The 23,758-nt window shown below is 68.7% G+C and carries 22 protein-coding genes, 1 pseudogene and 1 riboswitch; of the genes and pseudogenes, 15 read left to right on the forward strand and 8 right to left on the reverse strand.

What is annotated here, in order from left to right; genetic code table 11:
- Positions 1-3: 3 nt before the first annotated feature.
- From murJ to AC1RU4_RS02290, 3 genes are all read left to right on the forward strand, one after another.
- Positions 4-1,554, forward strand: a complete 1,551-nt coding sequence (gene murJ / locus AC1RU4_RS02280) for a murein biosynthesis integral membrane protein MurJ (protein ID WP_492889364.1) — start codon at positions 4-6, stop codon at positions 1,552-1,554.
- A 135-nt stretch (positions 1,555-1,689) separates the two neighbouring features.
- A complete protein-coding gene (locus AC1RU4_RS02285; RefSeq protein ID WP_492889365.1) occupies positions 1,690-2,898 on the forward strand; it encodes an efflux RND transporter periplasmic adaptor subunit in 1,209 nt (402 codons plus the stop codon).
- 17 nt (positions 2,899-2,915) lie between these two features.
- Complete coding sequence (locus AC1RU4_RS02290) at positions 2,916-6,083, forward strand: efflux RND transporter permease subunit (protein WP_492889366.1); 3,168 nt, start codon at positions 2,916-2,918, stop codon at positions 6,081-6,083.
- Positions 6,084-6,156: 73 nt separating this feature from the next.
- Here the strand turns inward: AC1RU4_RS02290 and AC1RU4_RS02295 are convergent, their stop codons facing one another.
- Entirely contained in the window at positions 6,157-6,777 is a 621-nt protein-coding gene (locus AC1RU4_RS02295; RefSeq protein WP_492889367.1) for a helix-turn-helix domain-containing protein, read from the reverse strand.
- Positions 6,778-6,947: 170 nt separating this feature from the next.
- Here AC1RU4_RS02295 and AC1RU4_RS02300 point away from each other — a divergent pair, with 170 nt between their 5' ends.
- A complete protein-coding gene (locus tag AC1RU4_RS02300; RefSeq protein ID WP_492889368.1) occupies positions 6,948-7,943 on the forward strand; it encodes a threonine ammonia-lyase in 996 nt (331 codons plus the stop codon).
- Positions 7,944-7,946: 3 nt separating this feature from the next.
- Here the strand turns inward: AC1RU4_RS02300 and AC1RU4_RS02305 are convergent, their stop codons facing one another.
- From AC1RU4_RS02305 to AC1RU4_RS02315, 3 genes are all read right to left on the reverse strand, one after another.
- Entirely contained in the window at positions 7,947-9,020 is a 1,074-nt protein-coding gene (locus AC1RU4_RS02305) for a glycosyltransferase family 4 protein (RefSeq protein ID WP_492889369.1), read from the reverse strand.
- Positions 9,020-9,826: a UDP-2,3-diacylglucosamine diphosphatase gene (locus AC1RU4_RS02310; RefSeq protein WP_492889370.1), complete on the reverse strand. Its 807-nt coding sequence runs from the start codon at positions 9,824-9,826 to the stop codon at positions 9,020-9,022. Before AC1RU4_RS02310 ends, AC1RU4_RS02305 begins: the two co-directional genes overlap by 1 nt.
- Positions 9,827-10,051: 225 nt before the next feature.
- Positions 10,052-10,648 (reverse strand): LysE family translocator, encoded by a 597-nt coding sequence (locus tag AC1RU4_RS02315; RefSeq protein ID WP_492889371.1) that lies wholly within the window; start codon positions 10,646-10,648, stop codon positions 10,052-10,054.
- 145 nt (positions 10,649-10,793) lie between these two features.
- Between AC1RU4_RS02315 and AC1RU4_RS02320 the strand changes: the two genes are divergently transcribed.
- A complete protein-coding gene (locus AC1RU4_RS02320) occupies positions 10,794-11,642 on the forward strand; it encodes a fumarylacetoacetate hydrolase family protein (protein ID WP_492889372.1) in 849 nt (282 codons plus the stop codon).
- Positions 11,643-11,682: 40 nt separating this feature from the next.
- Here the strand turns inward: AC1RU4_RS02320 and AC1RU4_RS02325 are convergent, their stop codons facing one another.
- The gene (locus tag AC1RU4_RS02325; RefSeq protein WP_492889373.1) at positions 11,683-12,498 is read right to left on the reverse strand and encodes a universal stress protein; all 816 of its coding nucleotides are present in this window, start codon (positions 12,496-12,498) and stop codon (positions 11,683-11,685) included.
- Positions 12,499-12,740: 242 nt separating this feature from the next.
- On the opposite strand from AC1RU4_RS02325, the gene AC1RU4_RS02330 reads away from it, so the two are divergent.
- The 3 genes from AC1RU4_RS02330 to AC1RU4_RS02340 all read left to right on the forward strand — a co-directional run bounded on the left by AC1RU4_RS02330 (position 12,741) and on the right by AC1RU4_RS02340 (position 14,871).
- Positions 12,741-13,181 carry a c-type cytochrome gene (locus AC1RU4_RS02330; protein WP_492889374.1) on the forward strand — a complete coding sequence of 147 codons (441 nt, stop codon included), beginning with the start codon at positions 12,741-12,743 and terminating at the stop codon, positions 13,179-13,181.
- 1 nt (position 13,182) lies between these two features.
- A complete protein-coding gene (locus AC1RU4_RS02335) occupies positions 13,183-13,887 on the forward strand; it encodes a cytochrome b/b6 domain-containing protein (RefSeq protein ID WP_492889375.1) in 705 nt (234 codons plus the stop codon).
- A gap of 63 nt (positions 13,888-13,950) precedes the next feature.
- The gene (locus AC1RU4_RS02340) at positions 13,951-14,871 is read left to right on the forward strand and encodes a DMT family transporter (protein WP_492889376.1); all 921 of its coding nucleotides are present in this window, start codon (positions 13,951-13,953) and stop codon (positions 14,869-14,871) included.
- 6 nt (positions 14,872-14,877) lie between these two features.
- On the opposite strand, the gene AC1RU4_RS02345 is transcribed toward AC1RU4_RS02340, so the two are convergent.
- On the reverse strand, positions 14,878-15,114 hold the full coding sequence (locus tag AC1RU4_RS02345; RefSeq protein ID WP_492889377.1) for an Lrp/AsnC ligand binding domain-containing protein: 237 nt from the start codon (positions 15,112-15,114) through the stop codon (positions 14,878-14,880).
- A gap of 140 nt (positions 15,115-15,254) precedes the next feature.
- A riboswitch (TPP riboswitch) is annotated at positions 15,255-15,366 on the forward strand.
- 55 nt (positions 15,367-15,421) lie between these two features.
- Between AC1RU4_RS02345 and thiD the strand changes: the two genes are divergently transcribed.
- A complete protein-coding gene (thiD, locus tag AC1RU4_RS02350) occupies positions 15,422-16,243 on the forward strand; it encodes a bifunctional hydroxymethylpyrimidine kinase/phosphomethylpyrimidine kinase (protein ID WP_492889378.1) in 822 nt (273 codons plus the stop codon).
- Positions 16,244-16,336: 93 nt separating this feature from the next.
- Positions 16,337-17,488, forward strand: coding sequence for an MFS transporter (locus AC1RU4_RS02355; RefSeq protein ID WP_492889379.1), 1,152 nt, complete (start codon positions 16,337-16,339; stop codon positions 17,486-17,488).
- Here the strand turns inward: AC1RU4_RS02355 and dgcA are convergent.
- Positions 17,485-18,462, reverse strand: a complete 978-nt coding sequence (gene dgcA, locus AC1RU4_RS02360; protein WP_492889380.1) for an N-acetyl-D-Glu racemase DgcA — start codon at positions 18,460-18,462, stop codon at positions 17,485-17,487. The two genes, AC1RU4_RS02355 and dgcA, sit on opposite strands and share 4 nt — an antisense overlap.
- A 288-nt stretch (positions 18,463-18,750) precedes the next feature.
- On the opposite strand from dgcA, the gene AC1RU4_RS02365 reads away from it, so the two are divergent.
- From AC1RU4_RS02365 to AC1RU4_RS02385, 5 genes are read left to right on the forward strand one after another with little or no spacing between them, the layout of a single operon-like run.
- On the forward strand, positions 18,751-19,899 hold the full coding sequence (locus tag AC1RU4_RS02365) for an MlaE family ABC transporter permease (protein WP_492889381.1): 1,149 nt from the start codon (positions 18,751-18,753) through the stop codon (positions 19,897-19,899).
- Positions 19,900-19,907: 8 nt separating this feature from the next.
- A complete protein-coding gene (locus AC1RU4_RS02370; protein WP_492889382.1) occupies positions 19,908-20,735 on the forward strand; it encodes an ABC transporter ATP-binding protein in 828 nt (275 codons plus the stop codon).
- 9 nt (positions 20,736-20,744) lie between these two features.
- Positions 20,745-21,791 (forward strand): MlaD family protein, encoded by a 1,047-nt coding sequence (locus AC1RU4_RS02375; RefSeq protein WP_492889383.1) that lies wholly within the window; start codon positions 20,745-20,747, stop codon positions 21,789-21,791.
- A gap of 41 nt (positions 21,792-21,832) precedes the next feature.
- Positions 21,833-22,444 (forward strand): ABC-type transport auxiliary lipoprotein family protein, encoded by a 612-nt coding sequence (locus AC1RU4_RS02380; RefSeq protein ID WP_492889384.1) that lies wholly within the window; start codon positions 21,833-21,835, stop codon positions 22,442-22,444.
- A gap of 57 nt (positions 22,445-22,501) precedes the next feature.
- Positions 22,502-23,047: a hypothetical protein gene (locus AC1RU4_RS02385; protein ID WP_492889385.1), complete on the forward strand. Its 546-nt coding sequence runs from the start codon at positions 22,502-22,504 to the stop codon at positions 23,045-23,047.
- A gap of 115 nt (positions 23,048-23,162) precedes the next feature.
- On the opposite strand, the pseudogene AC1RU4_RS02390 reads toward AC1RU4_RS02385, so the two are convergent.
- A pseudogene (locus AC1RU4_RS02390) lies at positions 23,163-23,758 on the reverse strand (apolipoprotein acyltransferase); the annotation flags it as partial.

The raw sequence follows: 23,758 nt of genomic DNA on the forward strand, positions 1-23,758 counted from the left end.
CTCATGATTCGCAGCATCTTCTCGGTCGGCGGCTGGACGCTGCTGTCGCGGCTGACCGGCTTCGTGCGCGACATCATGATGGCGGCGGTGCTCGGTGCCGGGCCGGTGGCCGACGCCTTCACCATCGCCTTTCGCCTGCCGAACCATTTCCGCGCCATCTTCGCCGAGGGTGCCTTCAACACCGCCTTCATTCCCGCTTATGCCAGGGTGAAGACGCAGGAGGGCGACGCCAGGGCGGCGCGGTTCGCCGATGGCGTGCTTTCCGGCGTCGTGGTGGTGCAACTGGCCTTTCTCGCCTTCGCGCTGACGGCGGCACCGCTGGTGGTCTCGACGCTGGCGCCGGGCCTGGCCGACGATCCGGTGCGCTTCGACCTGACGGTCGGCTATACCCGCATCACCTTCCCCTATCTCGGGCTGATCGCGGTGGTGACGCTGGTCGGCGGCGTGCTCAACGCCAATGAGCGCTTCTGGGCGGCGGCGGCGGCCTCGATCCTGCTCAATGTCGCCATGGTCGGCACGCTCAGCGTCGCCGGCTGGTTCCCGACCGCCGGCGATGCGGCGGCCTGGGGGGTGCTGATCTCCGGCTTCCTGCAAGTGGGGCTGCTGGTGTTCGACGCCGAGCGGCATGGGCTCGGCCCGCGCTTCGCCATGCCGCGGCTCGATCCGGAGACACGGGCCTTCCTCGTCGCGCTCGGTCCGGCGATCATCGGCTCGGCCGGGGTGCAACTCGCCATCTTCGCCGATACGCTGATCGCCTCCTTCCTGCCGCAGGGGGCGATCGCGGCGCTGTTCTATGCCGATCGCATCAACCAGCTGCCGATCGGCGTCATCGGCATCGCCGCCGGCATCGTGCTGCTGCCGGACATGTCGCGCCGCATCGCCGCCGGCGACGAGGAGGGCGCCCGCCATGCGCAGGCGCGGGCGGTGGAACTGACGGTGCTGCTGGCGCTGCCGTTCCTCGCCGCCTGCCTCGTGGTGCCGGAGGAGATCATGCGCGGGCTGTTCCTGCGCGGCGCCTTCACCGCCGAGGCGGCGCATGCGGCGGGGCAGACGCTGGCCGCCTATGCGGTGGGGCTGATCCCCTTCGTGGTGATGCGCGCCTTCATGTCGCCCTTCTATGCGCGCGGCGACACCCGCACGCCGGTGATCGCCACGCTCGGTGCGGCGACGGTGAACATCGCGCTGAAGGTCTGGCTGATGCATGACTTCGCGCAGGTAGGGCTCGCCTTCGCCACCTCGGTCGGCGGCTGGATCGGCCTCGTGCTGCTGATCGTGTTCGCGGTGCGCCGGGGCTATGGCTGCGGCGACGCGCCGCTGTTCGCGCTGCTGCCGCGCCTGGCGCTGGTCGGGCTCGGCATCGCCGCGGCGCTTTATGCCGCGGCGCGCTTCGGCGCCCCGCTCATTGCCACGCTTCCGGGCTTTCGCGACGAGGCACTGCTCGCTTTGTGCATTGCGGTAGGGGGGGCGACCTATGCGCTGCTGGTGGCGGCATTGGTGGGTCCGCGGCGGCTGAAAATGCTGTTGCGTCCGGGGTCGTCCGGGCCGGTGGCGTGAATTTTATTGCTTACGCAGTGCAGCAAAACTGTGTTACCAGCCTAGCCAGAATGCCGGTCGGCGTGGGATAGCGGCCCCGCTGAACGGCCCGACATGCATAATAGCCCGTCGGATAAGCACGTTCCGGAGTTAGCCATGACCGTCCTCCCGCTTCGCCGCTTCGCCCCGATTCTCGTCCTGGCCGGTATCGGAATCGGGATGGCCGCATGTTCCGAATCCAAGCAGCCGCAGGGCGGCGGGGCGCCGCCGGCGCCGCAGGTAACGGTCGCCACGCCGCAGGTGAAGCAGATCACCGACTATGACGAATATGTCGGGCGCTTCACGGCGGTGGACCTGGTGGAGGTCTATGCGCGTGTTTCCGGCTACCTGCAGAGCATCAACTTCACCGACGGCCAGATCGTGAACAAGGGCGACCTGCTGTTCGCCATCGACAAGCGGCCCTTCCAGGTGGCGCTCGACCAGGCGACGGCGAATCTGCAGAAGGCGCAGGCGGATGTCGACTTCGCGGCGTCCGACTTGCAGCGCGCCCAGACGCTGATCGACGACAAGAACTCCAACGCCATTTCCCGGCAGAGCTTCGACCAGCGGCTGCAGACCGAGCGGTCGGCCCGCGCGGCGGCGGCGGCGGCGCAGGCGGCGGTGCATGCGGCCCAGCTCGATCTCGAATTCACCGAGCCGCGCTCGCCGGTGACCGGCCGGATCGGCGACCGCCGGGTCTCCGTGGGCAACCTGGTGACCGGCGGCTCGGGCGGCGCCAACACCAACACGCTGCTCGCGACCATCGTCTCGATCGACCCGATCTATTTCGAGTTCACCTATGACGAGGCCTCGTTCCTGCGCTACCAGCGCATGGCCAGGCAGATGGGCAGCGACAGCAAGTCGATCCCGGTGCAGCTCGGGCTGATCGACGAGAAGGGCTTCCCGCACAAGGGCGTGCTCGACTTCGTCGACAACGCGATCAGCACCGCGACCGGCACCATTCGCGGCCGCGCCTCCTTCGCCAATCCCGACGCGATTTTCACGCCCGGCATGTTCGGTCGGGTGCGCGTCCCCTCGTCGGCGCCGCATGACGCGATGCTGGTGCCCGACGTCGCCATCGGCACCGAGCAGACCCGAAAATTCGTCTATGTGATGGCTCCGGGCAGCGACCCGCAGGTGCCGCAGATGAAATACGTCACCCTCGGCCGCCAGGAAGACGGGCTGCGCGTCATCACCAGCGGCCTCGGCAAGGACGACCTCGTCGTGGTCAACGGCCTGCTGCGCATCCGCCCCGGCGCGAAGGTGGTCGGCAAGCCTCAAGAGGCCGCGCCCGCTGCCGCTGCCGCCCCCGCCGCGTCCAACTGACGGACGGGAGAGAGCAGATGCGCTTCTCGCACTTCTTCATCGATCGCCCGATCTTCGCCTCGGTGGTGTCCATCGTGGTGATGATCCTGGGCGGCGTCGCCTATTTCGGACTGCCCGTGGCGCAATATCCCGAAATCGCGCCGCCGGTGGTCAATGTCAGCGGCCAATATCCCGGCGCCAGCGCCGAGACGGTGGCCGACACCGTGGTCGCGCCGATCGAGCAGCAGATCAACGGCGTGGAGGGGATGCTCTACATCTCCTCCAACTCCACCGCGGACGGCCGCTTCTCGATCGCGGTGACCTTCGACATCGGCACCGATCTCGACATCGCGCAGGTGCAGGTGCAGAACCGCGTTGCGATCGCGACGCCGCGCCTGCCGCAGGAAGTGCAGCAGATCGGCGTGACGGTGGCGAAGGCCTCGTCCGACATCCTGATGGTGGTGAGCCTGTTCTCGCCCGACGATTCGCGCGACTCGCTGTTCATCTCCAATTTCGCCAACCTGCAGATCAAGGATCAGCTGCAGCGCGTACCGGGCGTCGGTTCGATCACCGTGTTCGGCTCCCGCGACTACGCCATGCAGGTCTGGCTCGATCCGCTCAAGCTGCAGGCGTTGAACCTCGCCCCGACCGACGTCATCGCGGCGCTGCAGGCGCAGAACATCCAGGTGGCGTCCGGCGTGCTGAACTCGCCGCCGGTGGAAAAGCAGCTCGCCTTCCAGGTGGCGGTGCGCACGCTCGGCCGCTTGTCGACGCCCGAGGAGTTCGGCAACATCGTCGTGCGCCAGGTCGGCAATGCGGTGGTGCGGCTGCGCGACGTCGCGCGCATCGATATCGAGGCGCAGGACAATTCCTCGAATTCCTACTTCGATTCAAAGCCCTCGGTCGCGCTCGGCATCTTCCAGCTGCCCGGCTCCAACGCACTGGCGACCGGACAGGCGATCGAGCGGGAAATTAAGCGCATCGCCGAGACTTTCCCGGCCGGCGTCGCCTATTCCACCGCCTACAACCCGACGCAGTTCATCGCCGAGTCGGTGAGGGCGGTGCAGCACACGATCATGGAGGCGATCGTTCTGGTCGTCATCGTGGTGCTGCTGTTCCTGCAATCCTGGCGGGCGGCGATCATCCCGATCCTCGCCATTCCGGTGTCGCTGATCGGCACCTTCTTCATCATGAGCCTGTTCGGCTTCTCGCTGAACAACCTGTCGCTGTTCGGCCTGGTGCTCGCCATCGGCATCGTGGTCGACGACGCCATCGTGGTCGTGGAGAGCGTCGAGCACAACATCTCGACCGGGCTCAGCCCGCGCGACGCCGCCTACAAGACCATGGACGAGGTGGGCGGCGCGCTGGTGGCGATCTCGCTGGTGCTGGCCTCGGTGTTCATTCCCTCGGCCTTCATCACCGGCATTTCCGGCGAGTTCTACCGGCAATTCGCGCTCACCATCGCCGGTTCGACACTGATCTCGCTGCTGGTGTCGCTGACGCTGTCGCCGGCCATGTGCGCGCTGCTCCTGAAGCCGCACGAACCTGACTACAAGCCGGCCTGGTATGCCCGGCCGATCACCGGCTTCTTCCATTATTTCAACAAGGGCTTCAACGGCCTGTCGCACGGCTATGCGTGGCTCACCGGCCGGCTGGTGCGCTTCGCGGTGCTGGTGTTGATCGTCTATGTCGCCATCCTCGCCGGCGGCCTGCAACTGTTCCGCTCGACGCCGCAGGGCTTCATTCCGGCGCAGGACCGTGGCTACCTGATTATCGCGGCGCAGCTGCCCGGCGGCGCCGCGCTCGCGCGCACCAACGAGGTGATGCAGCGCGCCGCCAAGCTCACGCTGGCCACGCCGGGCGTCGCCCATGTGGTGAACATCGTCGGCTTCTCGGGCGCCACCTTCACCAATGCCCCCAATGCCGGCGCCATGTTCGTCATTCTCGCCCCCGCCGATGAGCGGGCGCTGCATCCGGGCCAATCCGCCGCCGCGATCCAGGGCGCGCTGTTCGGCAAGCTCGCCGCGGTCGAGGAAGCCTTCATGATCGTGGTGATGCCGCCGCCCGTGCAGGGCATCGGCAATGCCGGCGGCTACCGCATGATGATCGAGGACAGGGGCGGGCGCGGCTATGCCGCGCTGCAGGGCGCGGTCTATGCGATGATGGGGCGCGCGAACCAGACGCCGGGTCTCAAGCAGGTCTATTCGCTGTTCGAAACCTCGACGCCGCAGCTCTATCTCGACATCGACCGCACCAAGGCGCAGCTGCTCGGCATCAACATGGCCGACGCCTTCGCGACGCTGCAGACCTATATCGGTTCGACCTATGTCAACGACTTCAACCTGTTCGGCCGAACCTACCGCGTGCAGGCGCAGGCCGATTCACCCTATCGCCTGACGCCCGAGGACGTGCTGAAGCTCAGGGTGAAGAATGCCAGCGGCGAGACGGTGCCGTTCGGCTCCTTCGCCACGGTGAACGACATTTCCGGCCCGTTCCGCGTGCCGCGCTACAATCTCTATCCCGCGGCCGAACTCGACGGCGACGTCGCCGGCATCTCGCAGGGGCAGGCGATCCAGCTCATGCAGCAGATCGCCACCGAGACGCTGCCGGACGGCTTCTCCTTCGAATGGACCGCCCTTGCCTACCAGCAGGTGCGGGCCGGCAATACCGCGATCTTCGCCTTCGGGCTCGGCGTGGTGTTCGTGTTCCTGGTGCTGGCGGCGCAATATGAAAGCCTGACATTGCCGCTGGCGGTCATCCTCATCGTGCCGATGTGCCTGATCGCCGCGGTGGTGGGCATCCTGCTGCGCGGCCAGGACAACAACATCCTCAGCCAGGTGGGATTCATCGTGCTGATCGGCCTCGCGGCCAAGAACGCGATCCTGATCGTCGAGTTCGCCAAGCAGCTGGAGGACCAGGGGGGGAACCGCTTCGACGCGGCGATCCAGGCCGCCCAGCTGCGCCTGCGGCCGATCATCATGACGTCGCTGGCCTTCATCCTCGGCGTGGTGCCGCTGGTGATCGCCACCGGCGCCGGCGCCGAGCTGCGCCAGGCGCTCGGCACGGCGGTGTTCTCCGGCATGATCGGCGTAACCTTCTTCGGCCTGTTGTTCACGCCGACCTTCTATGTGGTGTGCCGCTGGCTTGCGAGCTTCGGCGAGCGCCGGCGCGCCCGCAAGGCGGAGGCCGCCCACGGCGCCGGGTGAGATCGTCCCGCCGCGCAAGCGCAAGGCCCCGGCATCGCCTGCCGGGGCCTTTTGCGTTTTCAGCGGTGCGCGATCAATCGAGCACGGCGGCCTTGAGCAGGCACACCATGGTGGCATGCGCCGTCTCGGTGCCGGTGTTGCGGATGACGTGGCGGCGGTCGCAGCGATAGCGCAACGTCTCGCCGGCGCGGGCGACCTCGGTCACGTCGGCGCATTCGACCTCGAGCTCGCCGGCCAGCACCGACAGGCATTCGATGGAGCCGCGCTGGTGGCCGTCCGAGATCAGCTCGCCGCCGGGCTCGGCGACGAAGTCGAACCATTGCAGCCATTCCACGGTCTTGATCCAGCCGGTGATGGTGAGGCGGCACTTGCCGTCCTCCGAGACCAGGATCGGCGTGTCGGCGCGGGTGAGGTGCTCGACGAAGGGCTCGTCGTCGGTGGCGGCGAGGAAGCGCTCGATCGAGACGTCGAGCGCCTGCGACAGCCGCCACACGGTGGCCAGCGTCGGGTTGGTCTCGTTGCGCTCGATCTGGCTGATGATCGACTTCGCCACGCCGGACTGCTCGGCGAGCTCGGACAGCGACAGATTATAGGTCTTGCGCAGCCGCTGGATGGTGCGGCCGAGCTGGCCGGTAATGGCTTGCGCGCCGGCTTCCATGCCGCCACGGTCGAGGCTGCGCGTGCGGCCGGACATGCTCTCTCCCAATTCAAGGACGGCGGACTTTAGGGCGCCGCGCCCCGCCGGCGCAAGGCAAAGGCGGGCGGCCGCGGGGCCTGCGCACAGGCGTGGACATTCCCGTCGTCAGCCGGTCGATCAGCGAGAAGGGCGGTGCACAATCGCGCCGGCGGGGCTAAGTTGCCGCCATGACCCAACCGCTCCTCCCCAATTTCGACGACATCGTCTCCGCCGCCGACCGCCTGCATGGCGTGGCGGTGCGCACCCCGCTGCTCAACTCGGCGCGCCTCGACGCGCTGACCGGCGGACGGGTGTTCCTCAAGGCCGAGCCGCTGCAGCGCACCGGCTCGTTCAAGTTCCGCGGCGCCTATAACCGCATCTCGCGGCTGCCCGACAGCCAGCGCAGCGGCGGCGTGGTCGCCTGCTCCTCCGGCAACCACGCGCAGGGCGTGGCCGCGGCGGCGACGCTGATGGGCATGCCCTCAGTGATCGTCATGCCGAAGGACGCGCCGGCGCTGAAGAAGGCGCGCACCATCGCCTTCGGCGGCGAGGTGGTGGAATATGACCGCGAGACCGAGGACCGCGACGCCATCGCCCATGCCATCGCGACCGAGCGCGGCGCGGTATTCGTGCCGCCCTATGACGATTTCTACGTCATCGCCGGGCAGGGGACCGTGGGGCTGGAGATCGTCCGCGATCTCTCCGCCCGCGACCTCGACCCGGACGTGGTGATCTCCAACGCCTCGGGCGGCGGGCTGATTTCCGGCATCGCGCTGTCGGTAAAGGAGATGTTCCCGGATGCGCGGGTGCTGACCGCCGAGCCGGCCGGCTTCGACGACCATGCGCGCTCGTTCCGCTCCGGCGGGCGCGAGCGCAACAACCAGGCGAGCGGCTCGATCTGCGACGCGCTGCTGGCGGCGACGCCGGGGCAGCTCACCTTCCAGATTTCCTCCCGCCTCGTCGGGGAGGGCGTGTCGGCGACCGACGAGGAGGTGATGCGGGCGGTGGCCTTCGCTTTCGAGGAGCTGAAGGTGGTGGTGGAGCCGGGTGGGGCGGTGGCGCTCGCCGCCGTGCTGGCCGGCAGGATCGACCTCACGGGCAAGGTGGCGGCGGTGGTACTGTCCGGCGGCAATGTCGATGCGGCGATGTTCGCGCGCTGCCTGGACTATGCCGCTTCCAGCTGAGGATCAGCCGGCCAGCGCCCTGGCGCGGTCGGCGCTTACCTGCGCCTGTTCGACATTGTCGAGGAACTGCTTGGTGCAGGCGCGCCAGCTGTGGCGCAGCGCGAACGCACGCGGCGCCTCGCGGCCGAGTTCGAGCGCGGCCAGCGCGGCGCGGCGCAGATCGTTGTCGAGCACGCCGACCGGCGTATCGGCGGGTGCCGAGCCGATGACGTCCAGCGGTCCGGCGACCGGGAAGGCGGCGACCGGGAGCCCGCTCGCCAGCGCTTCCAGCAACACGATGCCGAACGTGTCGGTAAGGCTCGGGAACACGAACACGTCCGCGGCCGCATAGGCGCGCGCCAGCGCCTCGCCCTCGCGCAGGCCGAGGAACCGCGCCTGCTTGTGCTTGGCCTCCAGCTCGGCGCGGGCGGGGCCGTCGCCGACCACCAGCTTGCTGCCCGGCAGGTCGAGGTCGAGGAAGGCGCTGATATTCTTCTCCACCGACACCCGGCCGACATAGAGGAAGATCGGGCGCGGCAGGTCGAGCAGCGGATCGGCGATGCGGTCGGCGGCCCGCTCGGCTTCGTCGCGAGGGTGGAACAGCTCGGAATCGACGCCGCGCGTCCAGTGCATCAGCCGCTGGAAGCCGCGCTTGCGCAACTCCGCCTCGATGGTCGCGGTGGCGACCATGGTGCCGGCGCCGGCATTGTGGAAGCGGCGCAGCCAGGCATAGGAGAGCGCGCGCGGCACCGGGGCACGGGCGGCGAGATATTCCGGGAAGCGGGTGTGGTAGCTGGTGGTGAAGACCCGGCTGCGCGACAGGCAGACCCGGCGCGCCAGCGTGCCGATCGGGCCTTCGGTGGCGATATGCACGAAATCGGCGCCGATCTCGTCCATGCGCCGCGCCACCATGGCGCGGGTGGCGAGCGCGAGGCGGACCTCGGGATAGGTCGGCATCGGCACGGTGCGGAAATCCTGCGGCGTCAGGAAGGATACGCTGGCGCCGAAGGCGGGAGCCTCGTGGGCGGTGTGCTCCAGCGAGCGCACGACGCCGTTGACCTGCGGGGTCCAGGCGTCGGTGGCGATGAGGATGCGCATCAGGCGGCGACTTTCGGAGCGGCGATCGCCAGCGGCTCGTTGACACGTTGGCGGACGTGGCGGGCCCAGTCGATGACCTCGAAGCGCCCGTCGGGATGTTCGACGATGGCGGTGCAACTCTCCACCCAGTCGCCGCAATTGAGATACTGCACGCCGAACTGGTCGTGCATGGCGGCGTGGTGGATATGGCCGCAGATGACGCCGTCGACCTTGTGCCGGCGCGCCTCGCTCGCCACCGCTTCCTCGAAGCGGCCGATGAAGTTCACCGCGTTCTTCACCTTCAGCTTCGCCCACTGGCTCAAGGACCAATAGGGAAATCCGAGCTTCCGGCGGATCCAGTTGAGATAGGTGTTGATGCCGAGCGCGGCGGTGTAGGCGCCGTCGCCGAGGAAGGCGAGCCATTTGGCGTGGCGCACCACCACGTCGAACACGTCGCCGTGGATGACGAGGTAGCGCTTGCCGTCGGCGGCCTCGTGGATGGCGGTCTCCACCACTTCGATGCCACCGAAATGATTGCCGTAATAGTCGCGGAGGAATTCGTCGTGGTTCCCCGGCAGATAGACGATGCGCGCGCCCTTGCGGCCCTTGCGCAGCAGCTTCTGCACCACGTCGTTATGCGCCTGCGGCCAGTACCAGCCGGCGCGCAGCCGCCACCCGTCGACGATGTCGCCGACGAGATAGAGCGTGTCGGCCTCGTGCCAGCGCAGGAAGTCGAGCAGCATCTCGGCCTGGCAGCCCTTGGTGCCGAGATGCACGTCGGACAGGAATATACTGCGGTAGCGCCGTGCGTCGGGTGCGTCGTTCACCGCGAAAGACCTCTCCGCCCATGCGCCGCGGCTGAGCCGGGCTGGTGCTTCCATATGGTCATGTGGGCAAATAGCCCGACTCGGGTCACGCTTTTATGACGGTTTCCGCAGGGCAGAATCGAAGAGCGCCCGTCATGCTTTCCGCCATGCAAAATCAGGGGATATTCATGACAGGTTCTGCCGGGCGGAGGCAAACTAACTTTCGGACCGCTCCCGCGGGAGAGCTCAGAGAAAAAGCGTCACGACGCTGACGGCGACCAGCGCACCCATGACGACGTTGAGGATGCGGTGCTGGCGCGGTGTCGACAGCAGGCGTCCGATCAGCACGCCGAAGCCGGCCCACAGCGCCAGGCAGGGCAGGGAGAGCAGGCCGAGGACGGCCGCGATGACGAGAACCTCGCCGAGCAGGTCGCCGCCCGGCATGGTGAAGGCCGGTATGACGCCGAGCGCCATGGTCCACGCCTTGGGATTGACCCACTGGAACAGCGCCGACTGCAGCAGGGTGGGCGGCCGCTCCAGCGTGGTGACGCCCATGCCGCCGGAGGCGCTGGCGATCTTCCAGGCGAGGAACAGGAGATAGGCGCCGCCGACGAGCTTGAGGATCCAGTGCAGCTGCGGCACCGCGATGAACAGGCTGCCGAGGCCGAGACCTACGGCGACCACCATGATCGCGAAGCCGATCGCCACGCCGAGTATCTGCGGCACGGTGCGGCGGAAGCCGAAGGCGGCGCCCGTGCCGGCCGAAATCATGTTGTTCGGTCCCGGCGTGACGCCGCCGGCAAAGCCGAACAGGATGAGGGAGAGGATCGGCACGCTGAGCATGGCACTCGCCTTGTTGCCCGGCACGCTGGCCGGCGCGCAACAGCTAGTGACGATGCGACACGCCGGCAACCCGAAATCGCGGCTGTTGCCCGCGGGCCGAAGCCGGTCGATGATCCGCCCGCCCGACACATGTGAGGATCATCGAATGAGACTGGTGCGTTTCGGCGCTCCCGGACAGGAGAAGCCCGGCCTGCTCGACGCCAATGACGTGGTGCGCGACCTGACCGGCGTGGTGGACGATATCGGCGGCACGACGCTGACCCCGGCCGGCCTCGCACGGCTCAGGGCGATCGAGCCGGCCTCGCTGCCGGCGGCGCCGGCCGGCGTGCGGCTCGGCGCCTGCGTGGCGCGGCCCGGGCATTTCATCGCGGTGGGCCTCAATTATGCCGACCACGCCGAGGAAGCGGGCATGGCCATCCCGACCGAGCCGGTGCTGTTCTCCAAGGCGCCGAACTGCGTCGTCGGGCCGAATGACGACGTGATCCAGCCGAAGGGCTCGACCAAGCTCGACTGGGAAGTGGAGCTCGGCATCGTCATCGGCACCCGCGCCCATCATGTCGAGGAAGGGCAGGCGCGCGCCCATATTGCCGGCTTCTGCCTCGCCAACGACGTGTCCGAGCGCGCCTTCCAGATCGAGCACGGCGGGCAGTGGATCAAGGGCAAGAGCTGCGAGACCTTCGGTCCGCTGGGGCCGTTCCTGGCGACGCCGGACGAGATCGGCAACGTGCAGAAACTGGCGATGTGGTGCGACGTCAACGGCGAGCGGCGCCAGCGCGGCTCCACCGCCACCATGATCTTCAGCGCCGTTTTCCTGGTGTCCTATATCAGCCGGTTCATGGTGCTCGATGTCGGCGACGTGATCATCACCGGCACGCCGCCGGGCGTCGGGCTCGGCATGAAGCCACCGGTCTATCTCAAGCCCGGCGACGTCATGCGGCTCGGCATCGAGGGGCTGGGCGAGCAGCGCCAGAAGGTGGTGCCGTTCGAGGGCTGAACCGCGGGTGCCGGGCGGCACGGTGCCGCCCGGCCGGCGGTCAGTGGGCGCAGAGCAGCGGCACCGGCGGATTGGCGAGCAGCGAGGCGGTGACGCCGCCGAGCACCAGCTCGGTGAGCCGCGGCCGGCTATAGGCGCCGATGACCAGGAGGTCGGCCTTGTAGGCGCTCGTCTCCGTGGCGATCACCTCTGCCGCCGAGGCGCCATCGACATGCTTGTGCTCGACATTGACGCCGTGGGTCCTGAGGAAATCGGCGAGGCGGGCGCCGCTCGCCGCGGTGGAGGTCCCGTCTTCGCCGACCGTGAGCACCAGCACCTGCTCGGCCGCCGCGAGCAGCGGCAGCGCGAGGCGCACCGCGTGGCCGGCCTCGCGCGAGGGCTTCCAGGCGACGAGGATGCGGCCGATGCGGGCAGGGACCGGCTTGCCGGTCGGCACCACCACCACCGGGGCGTTGGAGGTGAGGGCGAGATGCTCGGGCAGGATGGCGGCGAGTTCGTCGTCGCTGTTGCCGGCCGTGGTTTCGCTGACCACCGTCACGTCGGCGAAATTGGCGGCGTCGCGCAGCTCGGACGTCACTTCCCCTTCCACCGCCGTCCAGCTGGCCTCGAGGCCGGCGGCGGCGACCGCGGCGTCGAAGCGGGCGCAGATGGCGGCTTCCTTCTCGCGCGCCTCGTGCTTCAGCTGGTTCACATAGATGGATAGGGCCCGCCCGACTCGCGGCACGCCGGCCGGATAGAGCGTATAGAGCGCGACCAGCCTCGCGCCGGACTGCTTCGCCATCGCGACGGCGCAGGCGAGACGGTCGTCGAAGCCGCTATCGGGAGCGGCATGCAGGAGAACGGTGCGGATGGACATGATTCGGCTCTCTTTTTTGGTCGGGGTTTCCTGAATACCAGCGTGACGCTACGTTACATGCGAATGCCGAAACATTCGGGGAAACACGATCCGCGAAATCCCGGCCGCCGACATCCGGGAACGTGCGGGGAGGGCGATCACGAGCGCGCGATTTTCGCTGTGTTGCGTTGCAGCAGTTTGGAGCCGAACTAATCTGCTGCCGCCGGGCCCGCTGTTCCGCCCGGCTCTCGAGGGAGCCATTCATGATGAGCCGTAAGGCGGTGCTTGCCGTCGCCGCCGCGATTTCTGCCATCGCCGCCACCAGCGTCCTGGCACAGGACCCCGTTGCCGAGCGCGAGAAGCTGATGAAGGAATGGGGCCAGGCGACGCGCCCGGTCGGCGGGATGCTGAAGGGCAGCGAGCCGTTCAACCTCGCCACCGTGCAGGCGAGCCTCGACATCTATGCGAAGAATGCGGCGGTGCTGCCCTCGCTGTTCCCCGCCGGTTCGGGCGGCGGCAAGACCGAGGCGCTGCCGACGGTGTGGAGCCAGAGCGCCGAATTCACCGCGCTGTTCGCCAAGTTCGGCGCCGATGCCGCCGCAGCCAAGGCGGCGATCACCGACGAGGCAAGCTTCAAGGCGAATATCCCCGGCGTGATCAAGACCTGCGGCACCTGCCACCAGACCTTCCGCCAGAAGAGCTGACATGTCACCCAGCGAACAGACCGGGCCGGCGACCGTGCTGGCCTGGGACCTGCCGACGCGGCTGGCGAAATGGACGCTGGCCGCGCTGGTCGGGCTCGCCTTCGCCACAAAATATTACGGCGATGTCGGGCTCGTCTGGCACATGTGGAACGGGCTCGCCATCCTCACCGTGCTGGTGTTCCGCCTCCTGTGGGGGCTGGTCGGCGGCAGCACCGCGCGTTTCGCCGGCTTCCTGCGCGGGCCTAGGGCGGCGCTCGCCTATGCGTGCGGCCTCGTCACCGGCAGGGGACGCAGCTATCTCGGCCATAACCCGCTCGGTGGCTGGATGACCGTCGCGCTGCTGGCGGCGGTGGGAGGGCAGGCGGTCGCCGGCCTGTTCACCACCGACGACATCATGGTCGACGGGCCGATGGTGGCGGCGGCGAGCGGCGAGGCGGTGTCTCTCGGATCGATGCTGCACCAGCGCATCTATCCGATCCTGCTCGGGCTGATCGGACTGCACGTCGTCGCCAACCTCGCCTATTCGCTGTTCGGCGGCGATAACGTGATCCGGGCGATGATCACCGGCCGCAAGCCGCCGCGCGCCTATGCCGACCGGGCGCCGGCGACGCCGGGGTCGGCGCTCATGGCGATCGCCTGCCTCGTGCTGGCGGCGGCCATCGTGTTCGGCGGTATCGCGCTGGCGGGAGGCAACCCGTTTCCCTGAATGCACGGCCGCCCTGCGGAAGATCATCTTGTCGCAGGGCGGGACTCATGCTCCAAGGCGCGCATGAACGCGCTCAAGGGGATCGCGCTGCAGGTCGGCGCGACCTTCGTCTTCACCATCATGGCCGCCATGGTCCGCATCGTGTCGGAACGGATTCCGACGGGTGAGGTGGTGTTCGCGCGCTCGTTCTTCGCGCTGTTCCCGCTGCTGGCCCTGCTCGCCTGGCGCAACGAGATCGGCGCGGCGGTTCGTACCGCCAATCCGATGGGACATGTGCTGCGCGGCATGATCGGCGTGTGCGCGATGAGTCTCTCCTTCACGGCGCTCGCCTATATCCCGCTCGCCGACGCCACCGCCATCGGCTTCACCGCGCCGCTGATCACCGTGGCACTGGCAGCGGTGATGCTCGGCGAGACGGTGCATGCCTATCGCTGGGGAGCGGTGGGCATCGGCCTGATCGGCGTGGTGGTGATGCTGTGGCCGCACATGGGCGGCGGCTTCGAGACCCGCGACAGCGCCATCGGTGCCGCCTGCGCGTTCATCGGTGCCTTCTGCACCGCCGGGGCCATCGTGCAGGTGCGCCGGCTGACCGGCACAGAGACCACGGCGGCGATCGTGTTCTATTTCCAGTCGCTGGCCGCGGTCGCCGGGCTCGCCACCGCCGCCTGGGGGTGGGTGGTGCCGGGCTGGCGCGAGGCGGTGCTGCTGCTTGCCATCGGGCTGTTCGGCGGGGTCGGGCAGATCCTGCTCACCGAGAGCTACCGCTACGCGCCGGCATCCGTGGTGGCGCCGTTCAACTACTCGGCGATGCTGTGGTCGCTGCTGCTCGGCTTCATCCTGTTCGGCGAGATGCCGCCGCTGCTGGTGCTGATGGGCGCATTGATCGTCATCGGCGCCGGACTGTTCGTCATCCTGCGCGAGCGCCAGCTCGGCGTCGAGCGCGAGGAGGCGGCCGCCGGCCCGCCGGCCGGGCCGACCGCTTAGGCGAGATCAGAACGCCTTGAAGGTGATGATGGTGCGGGTGTCCTGGATGCCGGCAATGGCCTGCACCTTCTGGTTCACGAAATGGCCGATATCGGTCTCGGTCGGCACATAGAACTTCACCAGGAGGTCGAAATCGCCGGCCGTCGAATAGATCTCCGACGCGATCTCGGCATCGGCGATGGCGTTCGCCACCTCGTAGGAGCGGCCGAGCTGGCATTTGATCTGCATGAAGAAGGGGACCATGGCGGGATTCCGGGAACCTTGACGCATAGAGCCTGACGTGATGCCGCCACAGGACCAGAAGGCCGGTGCCGGCGCAACCCCCGGCCGGGGTGCGCGGCTTCGCCTTGCACCCGGTCACGTCATCGCTTAACTGCTGGATGACGATCGCGTTGGGGTGTCCTTCCGGCCTTGCCGGCGGGGCTGAGAGGCCGGCGGCCAACCCACGAACCTGATCCGGGTCATGCCGGCGGAGGAAACGGGTCGCGCGCAGCGGGGTCGTGTGCCTCGCCATGGACGCGCCCGGCCTTCCCCGGCCAGGGAGGCGCCGATGAGCGAGCAGACGAGCAGCAGGACGGCCATCGCGGTGACGATCGCCGGCTCCGATTCCGGCGGCGGCGCCGGTATCCAGGCGGACCTCAAGACCTTCTCGGCGCTCGGCGTCTACGGCGCCAGCGTCATCACGGCCCTCACCGCGCAGAATACGCTCGGCGTCACCGGCATCCACGACGTGCCACCGGCCTTCGTCACCACGCAGATGGACGCCGTGTTCTCCGATCTCGCGGTCGATGCGGTGAAGATCGGCATGCTGTCGCGTCCCGAGGTGATCGAGGCGGTGGCGGCCGGGCTCGACCGGCACGAGCTTACCCGCGTGGTGCTGGACCCGGTGATGGTCGCGGCCTCCGGCGACCGGCTGCTGGTGCCGGAAGCCATCGACAGCCTGCGCCGGCAATTGCTGCCGCGTGCGCTGCTGATCACGCCCAACCTGCCGGAGGCGGCCGCGCTGCTCGACGAGGAGCCGGCGGCCGACCTCGATGCGGTGCGCCGGCAGGCGGAGCGGCTGCTCGCGCTCGGTGCCCGCGCGGTGCTCGTCAAGGGTGGGCACGGCGAGGGGCCGGACAGCGTCGACGTGCTGCTCGATGCCGATGGCTTCATGGAGCTGTCGGCGCCGCGCGTCGCCACCCGCAATACCCATGGCACCGGCTGCACGCTGTCCTCCGCCATTGCCGCCGGGCTCGCGCGGGGGCTCGAACTGCGGCCGGCGGTGGAGGCGGCGAAAGCCTATCTCACCCGTGCCATCGGCGCCGCCGACCGGTTGGAGATCGGCCGGGGACACGGTCCCGTGCATCATTTTCACGCCTGGTGGGGCTGATCGGGGCCATCAAGGTCGTTCGCAGGCGACCCGGCCGGTGCTATCGCAGCCTCGGCCGCGCGTTCGAGGCGAATCGGCCGTCGCGGATCGGCCATGCCTGTGATTGCCCAACGCCCTATCGTCGCCCAGCGGCATGCCATCTCTGCCGTCTATGTCGGGCTGTTCTTCGGCATCGGCATCTACCTGCCGTTCTTTCCGATCTGGCTGGCCGGGCGCGGCTATGACACCTCGTGGATCGCGGTGGCGCTCTCGGTGCCGCTGCTGGCGCGGCTGTTCACCCAGCCGCTCGGCGGTCTCGTCGCCGACCGCACCGGGCGGCCGCGGCTGACGCTGGTCCTCTATTCGCTGGTCGCCGCCGCCAGTTTCGTGGCGGTGCTGATGGCGCCGGGGCCGTGGTCGATGCTGGTCGCGCTCGGCGTCGCCTCGGTGTTCTGGCAGCCGACCCTGCCGGTGCTCGACGCCTATACGGTGGCGCGCCGGCGCTCGATCGGGCTCGACTACGGCCGCACGCGGCTCTGGGGCTCGGTGAGTTTCATTGCCGGCAACATTGTCGCCGGGGCCATGCTCGGCGTGCTGCCGGGCGATGGCATCATCTGGCTGATCGTCGCCGGGAGCCTCGCCTGCGCGCTCGCCGCCTCGCGACTGGAGGAGGCGCCGGCGCAGCGCGCGCGGGTGGAGGCGGCGGATGGGCGGGTTCCCGCGGTGCTGCTGGTGGGCATCGGCGCGGCGGCGCTGGTGCAGGGCTCGCACGGGGTGCTTTACGCCTTCTCCTCGCTGCACTGGCAGTCCATGGGACTTTCCGGCGGGATGATCGGCGTGCTGTGGGCGATCGGCGTGATCGCCGAGGTGGCGCTGTTCCATTTCGGCACGCGGCTGACGGTCCGGCTGGGGCCGGCGCGGCTGATCGCGGTGGGTGGGCTCGGCGCGGTGCTGCGCTTCGGCGCGATGGGCCTCGATCCGCCGGCGGCGGCGCTGCCGCTGCTGCAGATGCTGCATGCCTGCACCTTCGCCTGCACCTATCTCGGCTTGGTGGAGCTGGTGGCGCGCCATGCGCCGGCCGGGCGCGGCGCCAGCATGCAGGCGCTCGCGACCTGGGGCGGGACCATCGGCGTCGCGTTGGTGACGCTGATCGCCGGGCCGCTCTGGAGCGCGATCGGCGCCGCAACCTTCTTCCTGCCGGCAGGGCTGGGCGCGGCAGGGGCCGCCCTCGCCCTCGTCGCGCACAGGCTGCGGCCAGCCGGTTAGCCCCAGAGCTCCGGTTCCGGCGGAAGCATCAGGCTGCCCTCGTAGCGCAGCGCCGGCTCGCGGTCGCGCGCCAGCAGCAGCGGGCCGTCGAGATCGACGATGCGGGCGAGCTCGGCGAGCAGCAGGGCCGGTGCCATGGAAAGCGAGGTCGCCACCATGCAGCCGACCATGATGTCCAGCCCGGCGGCGCGCGCCGCGCGCCCCAGAGCCAATGCCTCGGTGAGGCCGCCGGTCTTGTCGAGCTTGATGTTGATGGCGTCGTAGCGGCCGACCAGCCCGGCGAGGCTGTCGCGTCCATGGGCGCTCTCGTCGGCGCAGATCGGCACCGGGCGGGGAATATCGGCCAGGGCCGCGTCGGCGCCGGCCGGCAGCGGCTGCTCGATGAGGGTCACGCCGGCGCGGACACAGGCATCGAACAGTGCCGGCAGATCGTCGGCGCTCCAGCCTTCATTGGCGTCGACGATCAACTCGCTGTCCGGCACCGCGGCGCGGATGGCGGCGAGCCGCTCGGCATCGCCGGGCGCACCGAGCTTGAGCTTGAGCAGGGGACGGGCGGCGGCGCGGGCGGCACTCGCCATCGCTTCCGGCGTGTCGAGGCTGATCGTATAGGCGGTGACGACCGGGCGCGGCGCCGGCAGGCCGGCCAGCTCGAAGGCGCGGCGGCCGGTGCGCTTGGCCTCGAGGTCCCATAGCGCGCAGTCGAGCGCGTTGCGGGCGGCGCCGGGCGGCAGCTTGTGCTGGAGGGCGGCGCGGTCGAGCCCGGCGGCGATTTCGCCGGCGAGGGCTTCCAGTGCCGCGACCGTCGCCTCGACGCTCTCGCCATAGCGCGGATAGGGCACGCATTCGCCGCGCCCGACCAGCGGGCCGTCATGCACTTCCGCCAGTACCACCGCGGCTTCGGTCTTGGCGCCGCGGGCGATGACGAAGCGGCCGGCGATAGGGAATCGTTCGGCGCGAACGAGGAGATGGGGCATGGCGCGACACCGACGGCAGGTTGCGAATCGCCCGGCAGAGTGCATCGGGCCGGGTCCGCCCGCAAATGCGGCGCCGGGGCGTCACAAGGAAAGCACAGTGGGTGGCGGAGCGTGCGTGTATCTTACGATAATACCGTTAAACGCTGTCCCGCGACCATGGTGCCCTCGACAGCGGGACCCTTGCGCGGATAAGAGGTTACGAGGATTCCGGTCCGCTTGCGGCCGGTTCGTCGAGGCCATGCGGCGGGTTCGCCATCGCCTGCCGCGCGTCGAAGAGGGGAGCCGGATTTGGGAGCCGCTGAAGCACCGCTGCTCGCCGTTGCCCGCAACGGGCGCGAGCTGGTGGTTGTCGGCAACGGCCGATGGATCGCCACCCAGAGCGCCGCCCTCGAAGGTGCGGTGGACGCGACGCTGGCCGAAGCCGGTGCGGGTGCGACCGAGACGGCGCGTGTGGATCTTTCCGGCGTGCGCAGCGTCGACACCGTCGGGGCGGTGATGGTCGACCGTCTGGTGCGCGGGCTCGGCGAGGCCGGGGCCAAGGTCGGGCTCGTCGGGCTGGAGCGGCGCTTCCAGCCGCTGCTCGCCGAGATCACCCAGGGCTGTCACCAGGTGCCGCCCTCCCGTCCGCATCTCAACCCCATTGTCGGTGGGCTCAACGTCGTCGGGCGCACGGTGGCGGAGACGGCCGAGGACGGCCTGCTGTTCCTCTCCTTTGTCGGCTCGGTGACGGCGGCGTTCCTGCGCGTGCTGCTGCGGCCGCTGACGTTCCGCTGGACGTCGATGGTGTTCCATCTGGAGCGCACCGGGCTGCGGGCGGTGCCGATCATCTCGCTGATGACCTTTCTCATCGGCTGCATCATCGCCCAGCAGGGCATCTTCCATTTCCGCCGCTTCGGCGCGACCACCTATGTGGTCGACATGGTGGGCATCCTCACCCTGCGCGAGCTTGGCGTGCTGATCGTCTCGATCATGGTCGCGGGCCGCTCGGGCAGCGCCTTCACCGCCGAACTCGGCTCGATGAAGATGCGCGAGGAGGTCGACGCGCTCCGGGTGATGGGTTTCGACCCGAACGAGGTGCTGGTGCTGCCGCGCATCGTGGCGCTGATCATCTCCGTGCCGCTGCTCACCTTCATCGGCTCGATGTGCGCGCTGTTCGGCGGCGGGCTGGTGGCCTGGCTCTATGGCGGCATCTCGCCGGAGATCTTCATCAACCGGCTGCGCGCGGCGATCTCGCTGACCACCTTCGAGGTCGGCATGATCAAGGCGCCGTTCATGGCCGCCATCATCGGGCTGATCGCCTGCATGGAGGGCATGCGGGTCGGCGGCAGCTCCGAATCGCTCGGCGCCCACACCACCGCCTCGGTGGTGAAGGCGATCTTCCTGGTGATCGTGGTGGACGGGCTGTTCGCCATGTTCTTCGCCGCGATCGACATGTAAGGCCGGCGATGCAGCTCGATACCCAGCGCCCCCGCACCGCCGAACCGGATGACGAGGCGATCATCTGCGTGCGCGACCTCGTGGTCGCGTTCGGCGAGCGCAAGGTGCTCAACGGCCTGTCGCTCGACGTGCGGCGTGGCGAGATTCTCGGTTTCGTCGGCGCCTCGGGCGGCGGCAAATCGGTGCTCACCCGCACCATTCTCGGCCTGGTGCCGAAAGTGTCCGGGCAGGTGCAGGTGTTCGGCGAGGATCTCGACACGCTCAGTTTCAGCGACCGGCGCAAGGTCGAGCAGCGCTGGGGCGTGCTGTTCCAGCAGGGCGCGCTGTTCTCCTCGCTGACGGTGAAGCAGAACATCCAGTTCCCGATGCGCGAATTCCTCACCATGTCGCAGCGGCTGATGAACGAGGTGGCTCTCGCGAAGGTCGAGATGGTGGGGCTTCCGCCCGACGTGCTCGAAAAGATGCCCTCCGAGCTGTCCGGCGGCATGATCAAGCGCGTGGCGCTTGCCCGCGCGCTGGCGCTCGACCCGGAAATCCTGTTCCTCGACGAGCCGACCTCCGGCCTCGACCCGATCGGCGCCGGCGAATTCGACGACCTGATCGCCACCCTGCAGCAGACTTTGGGGCTCACCGTATTCATGGTAACGCACGATCTCGACAGCCTGTACACGGTCTGCGACCGAATCGCGGCTCTGGCCGACGGCAAGGTGGTGGCGGTGGGGCCGATCGATACCCTGCTGAAATCCGACCATCCCTGGGTGTCCGCTTATTTCCACGGCAAGCGGGCGCGGGCGGCCGGCCTCGGCAAAAGTGCCGGACAAGACGAGCGACGGTGAGACCGGACGATGGAAACGCGCGCCAATTACACGATCATCGGCCTGTTCACCCTCGCGATCGTCGCGGCCGGATTCGCCTTCGTCTGGTGGTTCAACGGCTCGTCCTCGCGCGGACCGCGCTCTTCCTATGACGTGGTGTTCAACGGGCCGGTGAGCGGGTTGCAGACCGGATCGAGCGTCACCTTCAACGGCATCCCGGTCGGCGAGGTGACCGGGCTTCGGCTCGATACGCAGGACCCGCGCAAGGTGGTGGCGACCATCGCCGTGCAGCCCTCGACCCCGGTGAAGTCCGACACCCGCGCCCAGCTCGATGCGCAGGTGCTCACCGGCATCGCCGGCGTCGGGCTGGTCGGTGGCCTCGCCACCGCCGAGCCGCTGCCCGCCCCGCCGGAGGGCCAGCTGCCGCGCATTCAGGCCGATGCCGGCGCGGTGCAGGACCTGGTGCAGGGCGCCAAGCAGGTGATGGGCCGGGTCGACGACGTGGTGCGCCGGGTCGACGACCTGCTGCGCACCAATGAGGGCAAGATCAATTCGGTGATCGACAATGTCGACAAGTTCACCACGGCGCTCGGCGACAATTCGGCCAATATCGACACCTTTCTCAGCGATGTGAGCTCAGCGGCCAAGCGGCTCGACCAGCTGGCGATGAACCTCGACAAGACGGTGCAGGCGGTCGACCCGGACAAGGTGCGCACGACGGTGAACGACATCAACGCCTTCACCGCCCGGCTCGGCGCCATGTCCGACAAGGTCGACACCATCCTCGACAATGTGAATGCGCTGACCACCAGCGAGGAGGGCAAGGGGATGTTCAACGAGATATCCGCTGCCGCCGAGGAGGTTCGCAAGCTCGCCGCCAATCTCGACGTGCGTACTGCCGAGCTGTCGAAGAACCTCAACCAGTTCACCGGCCCCGGCTTGAGGCAATATGAGGCGCTCGCCGCCGACGGACGCCGGACGCTTGCCGATATCGAGCGGGTTTTCCGCAAGCTGGAAAGCAATCCCCGCCAGTTCATCTTTGGCGGCTCGACCGTTCCCAACTACACTGGACGGTGAATATGGCTGGGCATGAAGCAAAAACGGTTGGGAGCCTGCGCGTGGGTGTTCTGAATGGACGGCGCCGCCGGCTCGGCGGCGTCGCGATGATGCTTGCGGCGGCGCTGGCGCTCGGGGGCTGCGCGTCGCTGCTCGGCAGCAAGCCGGTGCCGACATTCGACCTGACGGCGCCGACCGGCTTTACCGCGCCGCGCGGCGCCGGGCTGCTGGTGGTGAACACGCCGACGGCGCTGCAGGTGCTCGATACCCAGCAGATCGTCGTCGAGCCGCGGGCCGGGCAGATCACCTATCTCGGGGACGCGCAGTGGAGCGACCGGCTGCCGGCACTGTTCCAGGCGCGGCTGATCGAAACCTTCGAGAACGGCAGTCGCGGCGCCGCGGTGGCGCGGGCCGGCGACGGCGTGAGCGCCGACTACCAGCTGCTCACCGACATCCGCACCTTCGGGCTGCGGACCTACGAGGGCTCCGAGGCGGTGGTGGAGGTTTCCGCCCGCATCGTCGCCAATAGCAGCGGCCGCATCGTCGCGGCGCGGGTGTTCACCGGGCGGTCGCCCGCGTCCGGCACCGCCGGGCCGGCCGCGACGCAGGCGCTCGACGAGGCCTCCGACCAGGTGCTGATCGCCCTGGTGACCTGGGCTTCGGGCCGCCGCTGAACGCGTCGGGGGAGCGGCGAGCTTAGCCGGCGATGGGCGATGACGTCGCTGCCCGGGGTGATCACCCACAATTACGATCCGGCACGGGGCATCGCGCGGAACATCTGCGACCTGCCGCCGCCTGATGCCGAGCGCATTCTGGACGACATCCGGGCATCCGGCCGGCGACAGATCAAGCCGAATTATCAGCCGCGCCGACGCACGGTTGAAGACTGGTTGATCGCGGAACGCTACAGGAAGCTTGGCGACACGCCGCTGCATCGCCCGGTTTATTTCTTCCTCGGTGATTTCGCAGATGGGAAAGATCCCTCGCGGCCGGCCTCGCTGGTGATGCCGCTGAGCGCTTTCCGGTCGGAGACACTGACCTTCACCTATCCCGACAGCATGGCCAGCCTGCCGATCGCAACCCGGCAGGACCTTGCCGCCCATCGCAAACCTTATCACGGCGAGGTCTTTACACTGGCGGAGATCGAGGCGGTGGTCGCCCGTTTCGGCCTTCCGGGAGAGCGCTGGAAAACCGATCCCGCCATGGCCTATGACCGTTTCATCGAGGTTCAGGTCTGGGATGCGGCGCCAATGGCGGTGTTTCTGGAACGCGGGTAATCGCTCCAGTTCATGTCACGGGTGACCTCCGCGTGGGCTCGTTCAGTACGGGGATTGCAAAAGCAACGGGCGCCACATGGGCGCCCGTCCACTTTCATCGATGTCTTCCCGCCGCTCAGTCGAAGCGGCCGGCGGCGTGGGCGAGCAGGGTGTAGACCTTGCCGGTGTCCGAGGTCAGGTAGGTATTGGTCAGCGCCTGGCCGCGCTCATCGTGCGAAATCTGCTCGAGCAGCCGCTCGAATTCCAGGATGTAGCGGTCCACCGTGTCGCGGAATTCGAGATCGCGGCGGTATTTGCGGCGGATTTCCTCGAAGGTCTGCTGGCCCTGCATGGTGTAGAGCCGGCGGGTGAACACGTTGCGTTCGCCGCGCTTGTAGCGCTCCCACAGCTCCACCGCCGCCTCATGGTCGATCATCCGGGCGATGTCGACGGAGAGCGAGTCGAGCGATTCGATGGCGTGATGCACCGGGCGCTCGTTCTGCGGGGCACGCGTCTCGGCGGGACGAGCCGGGGCGCGCGGCGCCGGAGGCGTCGTCTCGGTATCGGCGCGAGCCAGCAACTCCGACAGCCAGCCGCTCTGGGCGTCCTGCGCCGAGGCGGGACCACGCGCCACCGGCGGGGTCGGGACGGGACGGCGCGCCGGCTGGGCCGCGGCCGGAGGCGTTGACGCCGGGCGGGCCGGCGCCGCGGCGGGCGCACGAGCGGTGGGCT

The organism is Ancylobacter sp. GW821-FHT10E12, from assembly GCF_058809335.1.

What these genes read in the sequence shown, in the direction of transcription:
- murJ (WP_492889364.1), top strand. Translation starts at nt 4, where the DNA reads ATGATTCGCAGCATCTTCTCGGTCGGCGGCTGGACGCTGCTGTCGCGG.
- AC1RU4_RS02285 (WP_492889365.1), top strand. Translation starts at nt 1,690, where the DNA reads ATGACCGTCCTCCCGCTTCGCCGCTTCGCCCCGATTCTCGTCCTGGCC.
- AC1RU4_RS02290 (WP_492889366.1), top strand. Translation starts at nt 2,916, where the DNA reads ATGCGCTTCTCGCACTTCTTCATCGATCGCCCGATCTTCGCCTCGGTG.
- AC1RU4_RS02295 (WP_492889367.1), bottom strand. Translation starts at nt 6,777, where the DNA reads ATGTCCGGCCGCACGCGCAGCCTCGACCGTGGCGGCATGGAAGCCGGC.
- AC1RU4_RS02300 (WP_492889368.1), top strand. Translation starts at nt 6,948, where the DNA reads ATGACCCAACCGCTCCTCCCCAATTTCGACGACATCGTCTCCGCCGCC.
- AC1RU4_RS02305 (WP_492889369.1), bottom strand. Translation starts at nt 9,020, where the DNA reads ATGCGCATCCTCATCGCCACCGACGCCTGGACCCCGCAGGTCAACGGC.
- AC1RU4_RS02315 (WP_492889371.1), bottom strand. Translation starts at nt 10,648, where the DNA reads ATGCTCAGCGTGCCGATCCTCTCCCTCATCCTGTTCGGCTTTGCCGGC.
- AC1RU4_RS02320 (WP_492889372.1), top strand. Translation starts at nt 10,794, where the DNA reads ATGAGACTGGTGCGTTTCGGCGCTCCCGGACAGGAGAAGCCCGGCCTG.
- AC1RU4_RS02325 (WP_492889373.1), bottom strand. Translation starts at nt 12,498, where the DNA reads ATGTCCATCCGCACCGTTCTCCTGCATGCCGCTCCCGATAGCGGCTTC.
- AC1RU4_RS02330 (WP_492889374.1), top strand. Translation starts at nt 12,741, where the DNA reads ATGATGAGCCGTAAGGCGGTGCTTGCCGTCGCCGCCGCGATTTCTGCC.
- AC1RU4_RS02335 (WP_492889375.1), top strand. Translation starts at nt 13,183, where the DNA reads ATGTCACCCAGCGAACAGACCGGGCCGGCGACCGTGCTGGCCTGGGAC.
- AC1RU4_RS02340 (WP_492889376.1), top strand. Translation starts at nt 13,951, where the DNA reads ATGAACGCGCTCAAGGGGATCGCGCTGCAGGTCGGCGCGACCTTCGTC.
- AC1RU4_RS02345 (WP_492889377.1), bottom strand. Translation starts at nt 15,114, where the DNA reads ATGGTCCCCTTCTTCATGCAGATCAAATGCCAGCTCGGCCGCTCCTAC.
- thiD (WP_492889378.1), top strand. Translation starts at nt 15,422, where the DNA reads ATGAGCGAGCAGACGAGCAGCAGGACGGCCATCGCGGTGACGATCGCC.
- AC1RU4_RS02355 (WP_492889379.1), top strand. Translation starts at nt 16,337, where the DNA reads ATGCCTGTGATTGCCCAACGCCCTATCGTCGCCCAGCGGCATGCCATC.
- dgcA (WP_492889380.1), bottom strand. Translation starts at nt 18,462, where the DNA reads ATGCCCCATCTCCTCGTTCGCGCCGAACGATTCCCTATCGCCGGCCGC.
- AC1RU4_RS02370 (WP_492889382.1), top strand. Translation starts at nt 19,908, where the DNA reads ATGCAGCTCGATACCCAGCGCCCCCGCACCGCCGAACCGGATGACGAG.
- AC1RU4_RS02375 (WP_492889383.1), top strand. Translation starts at nt 20,745, where the DNA reads ATGGAAACGCGCGCCAATTACACGATCATCGGCCTGTTCACCCTCGCG.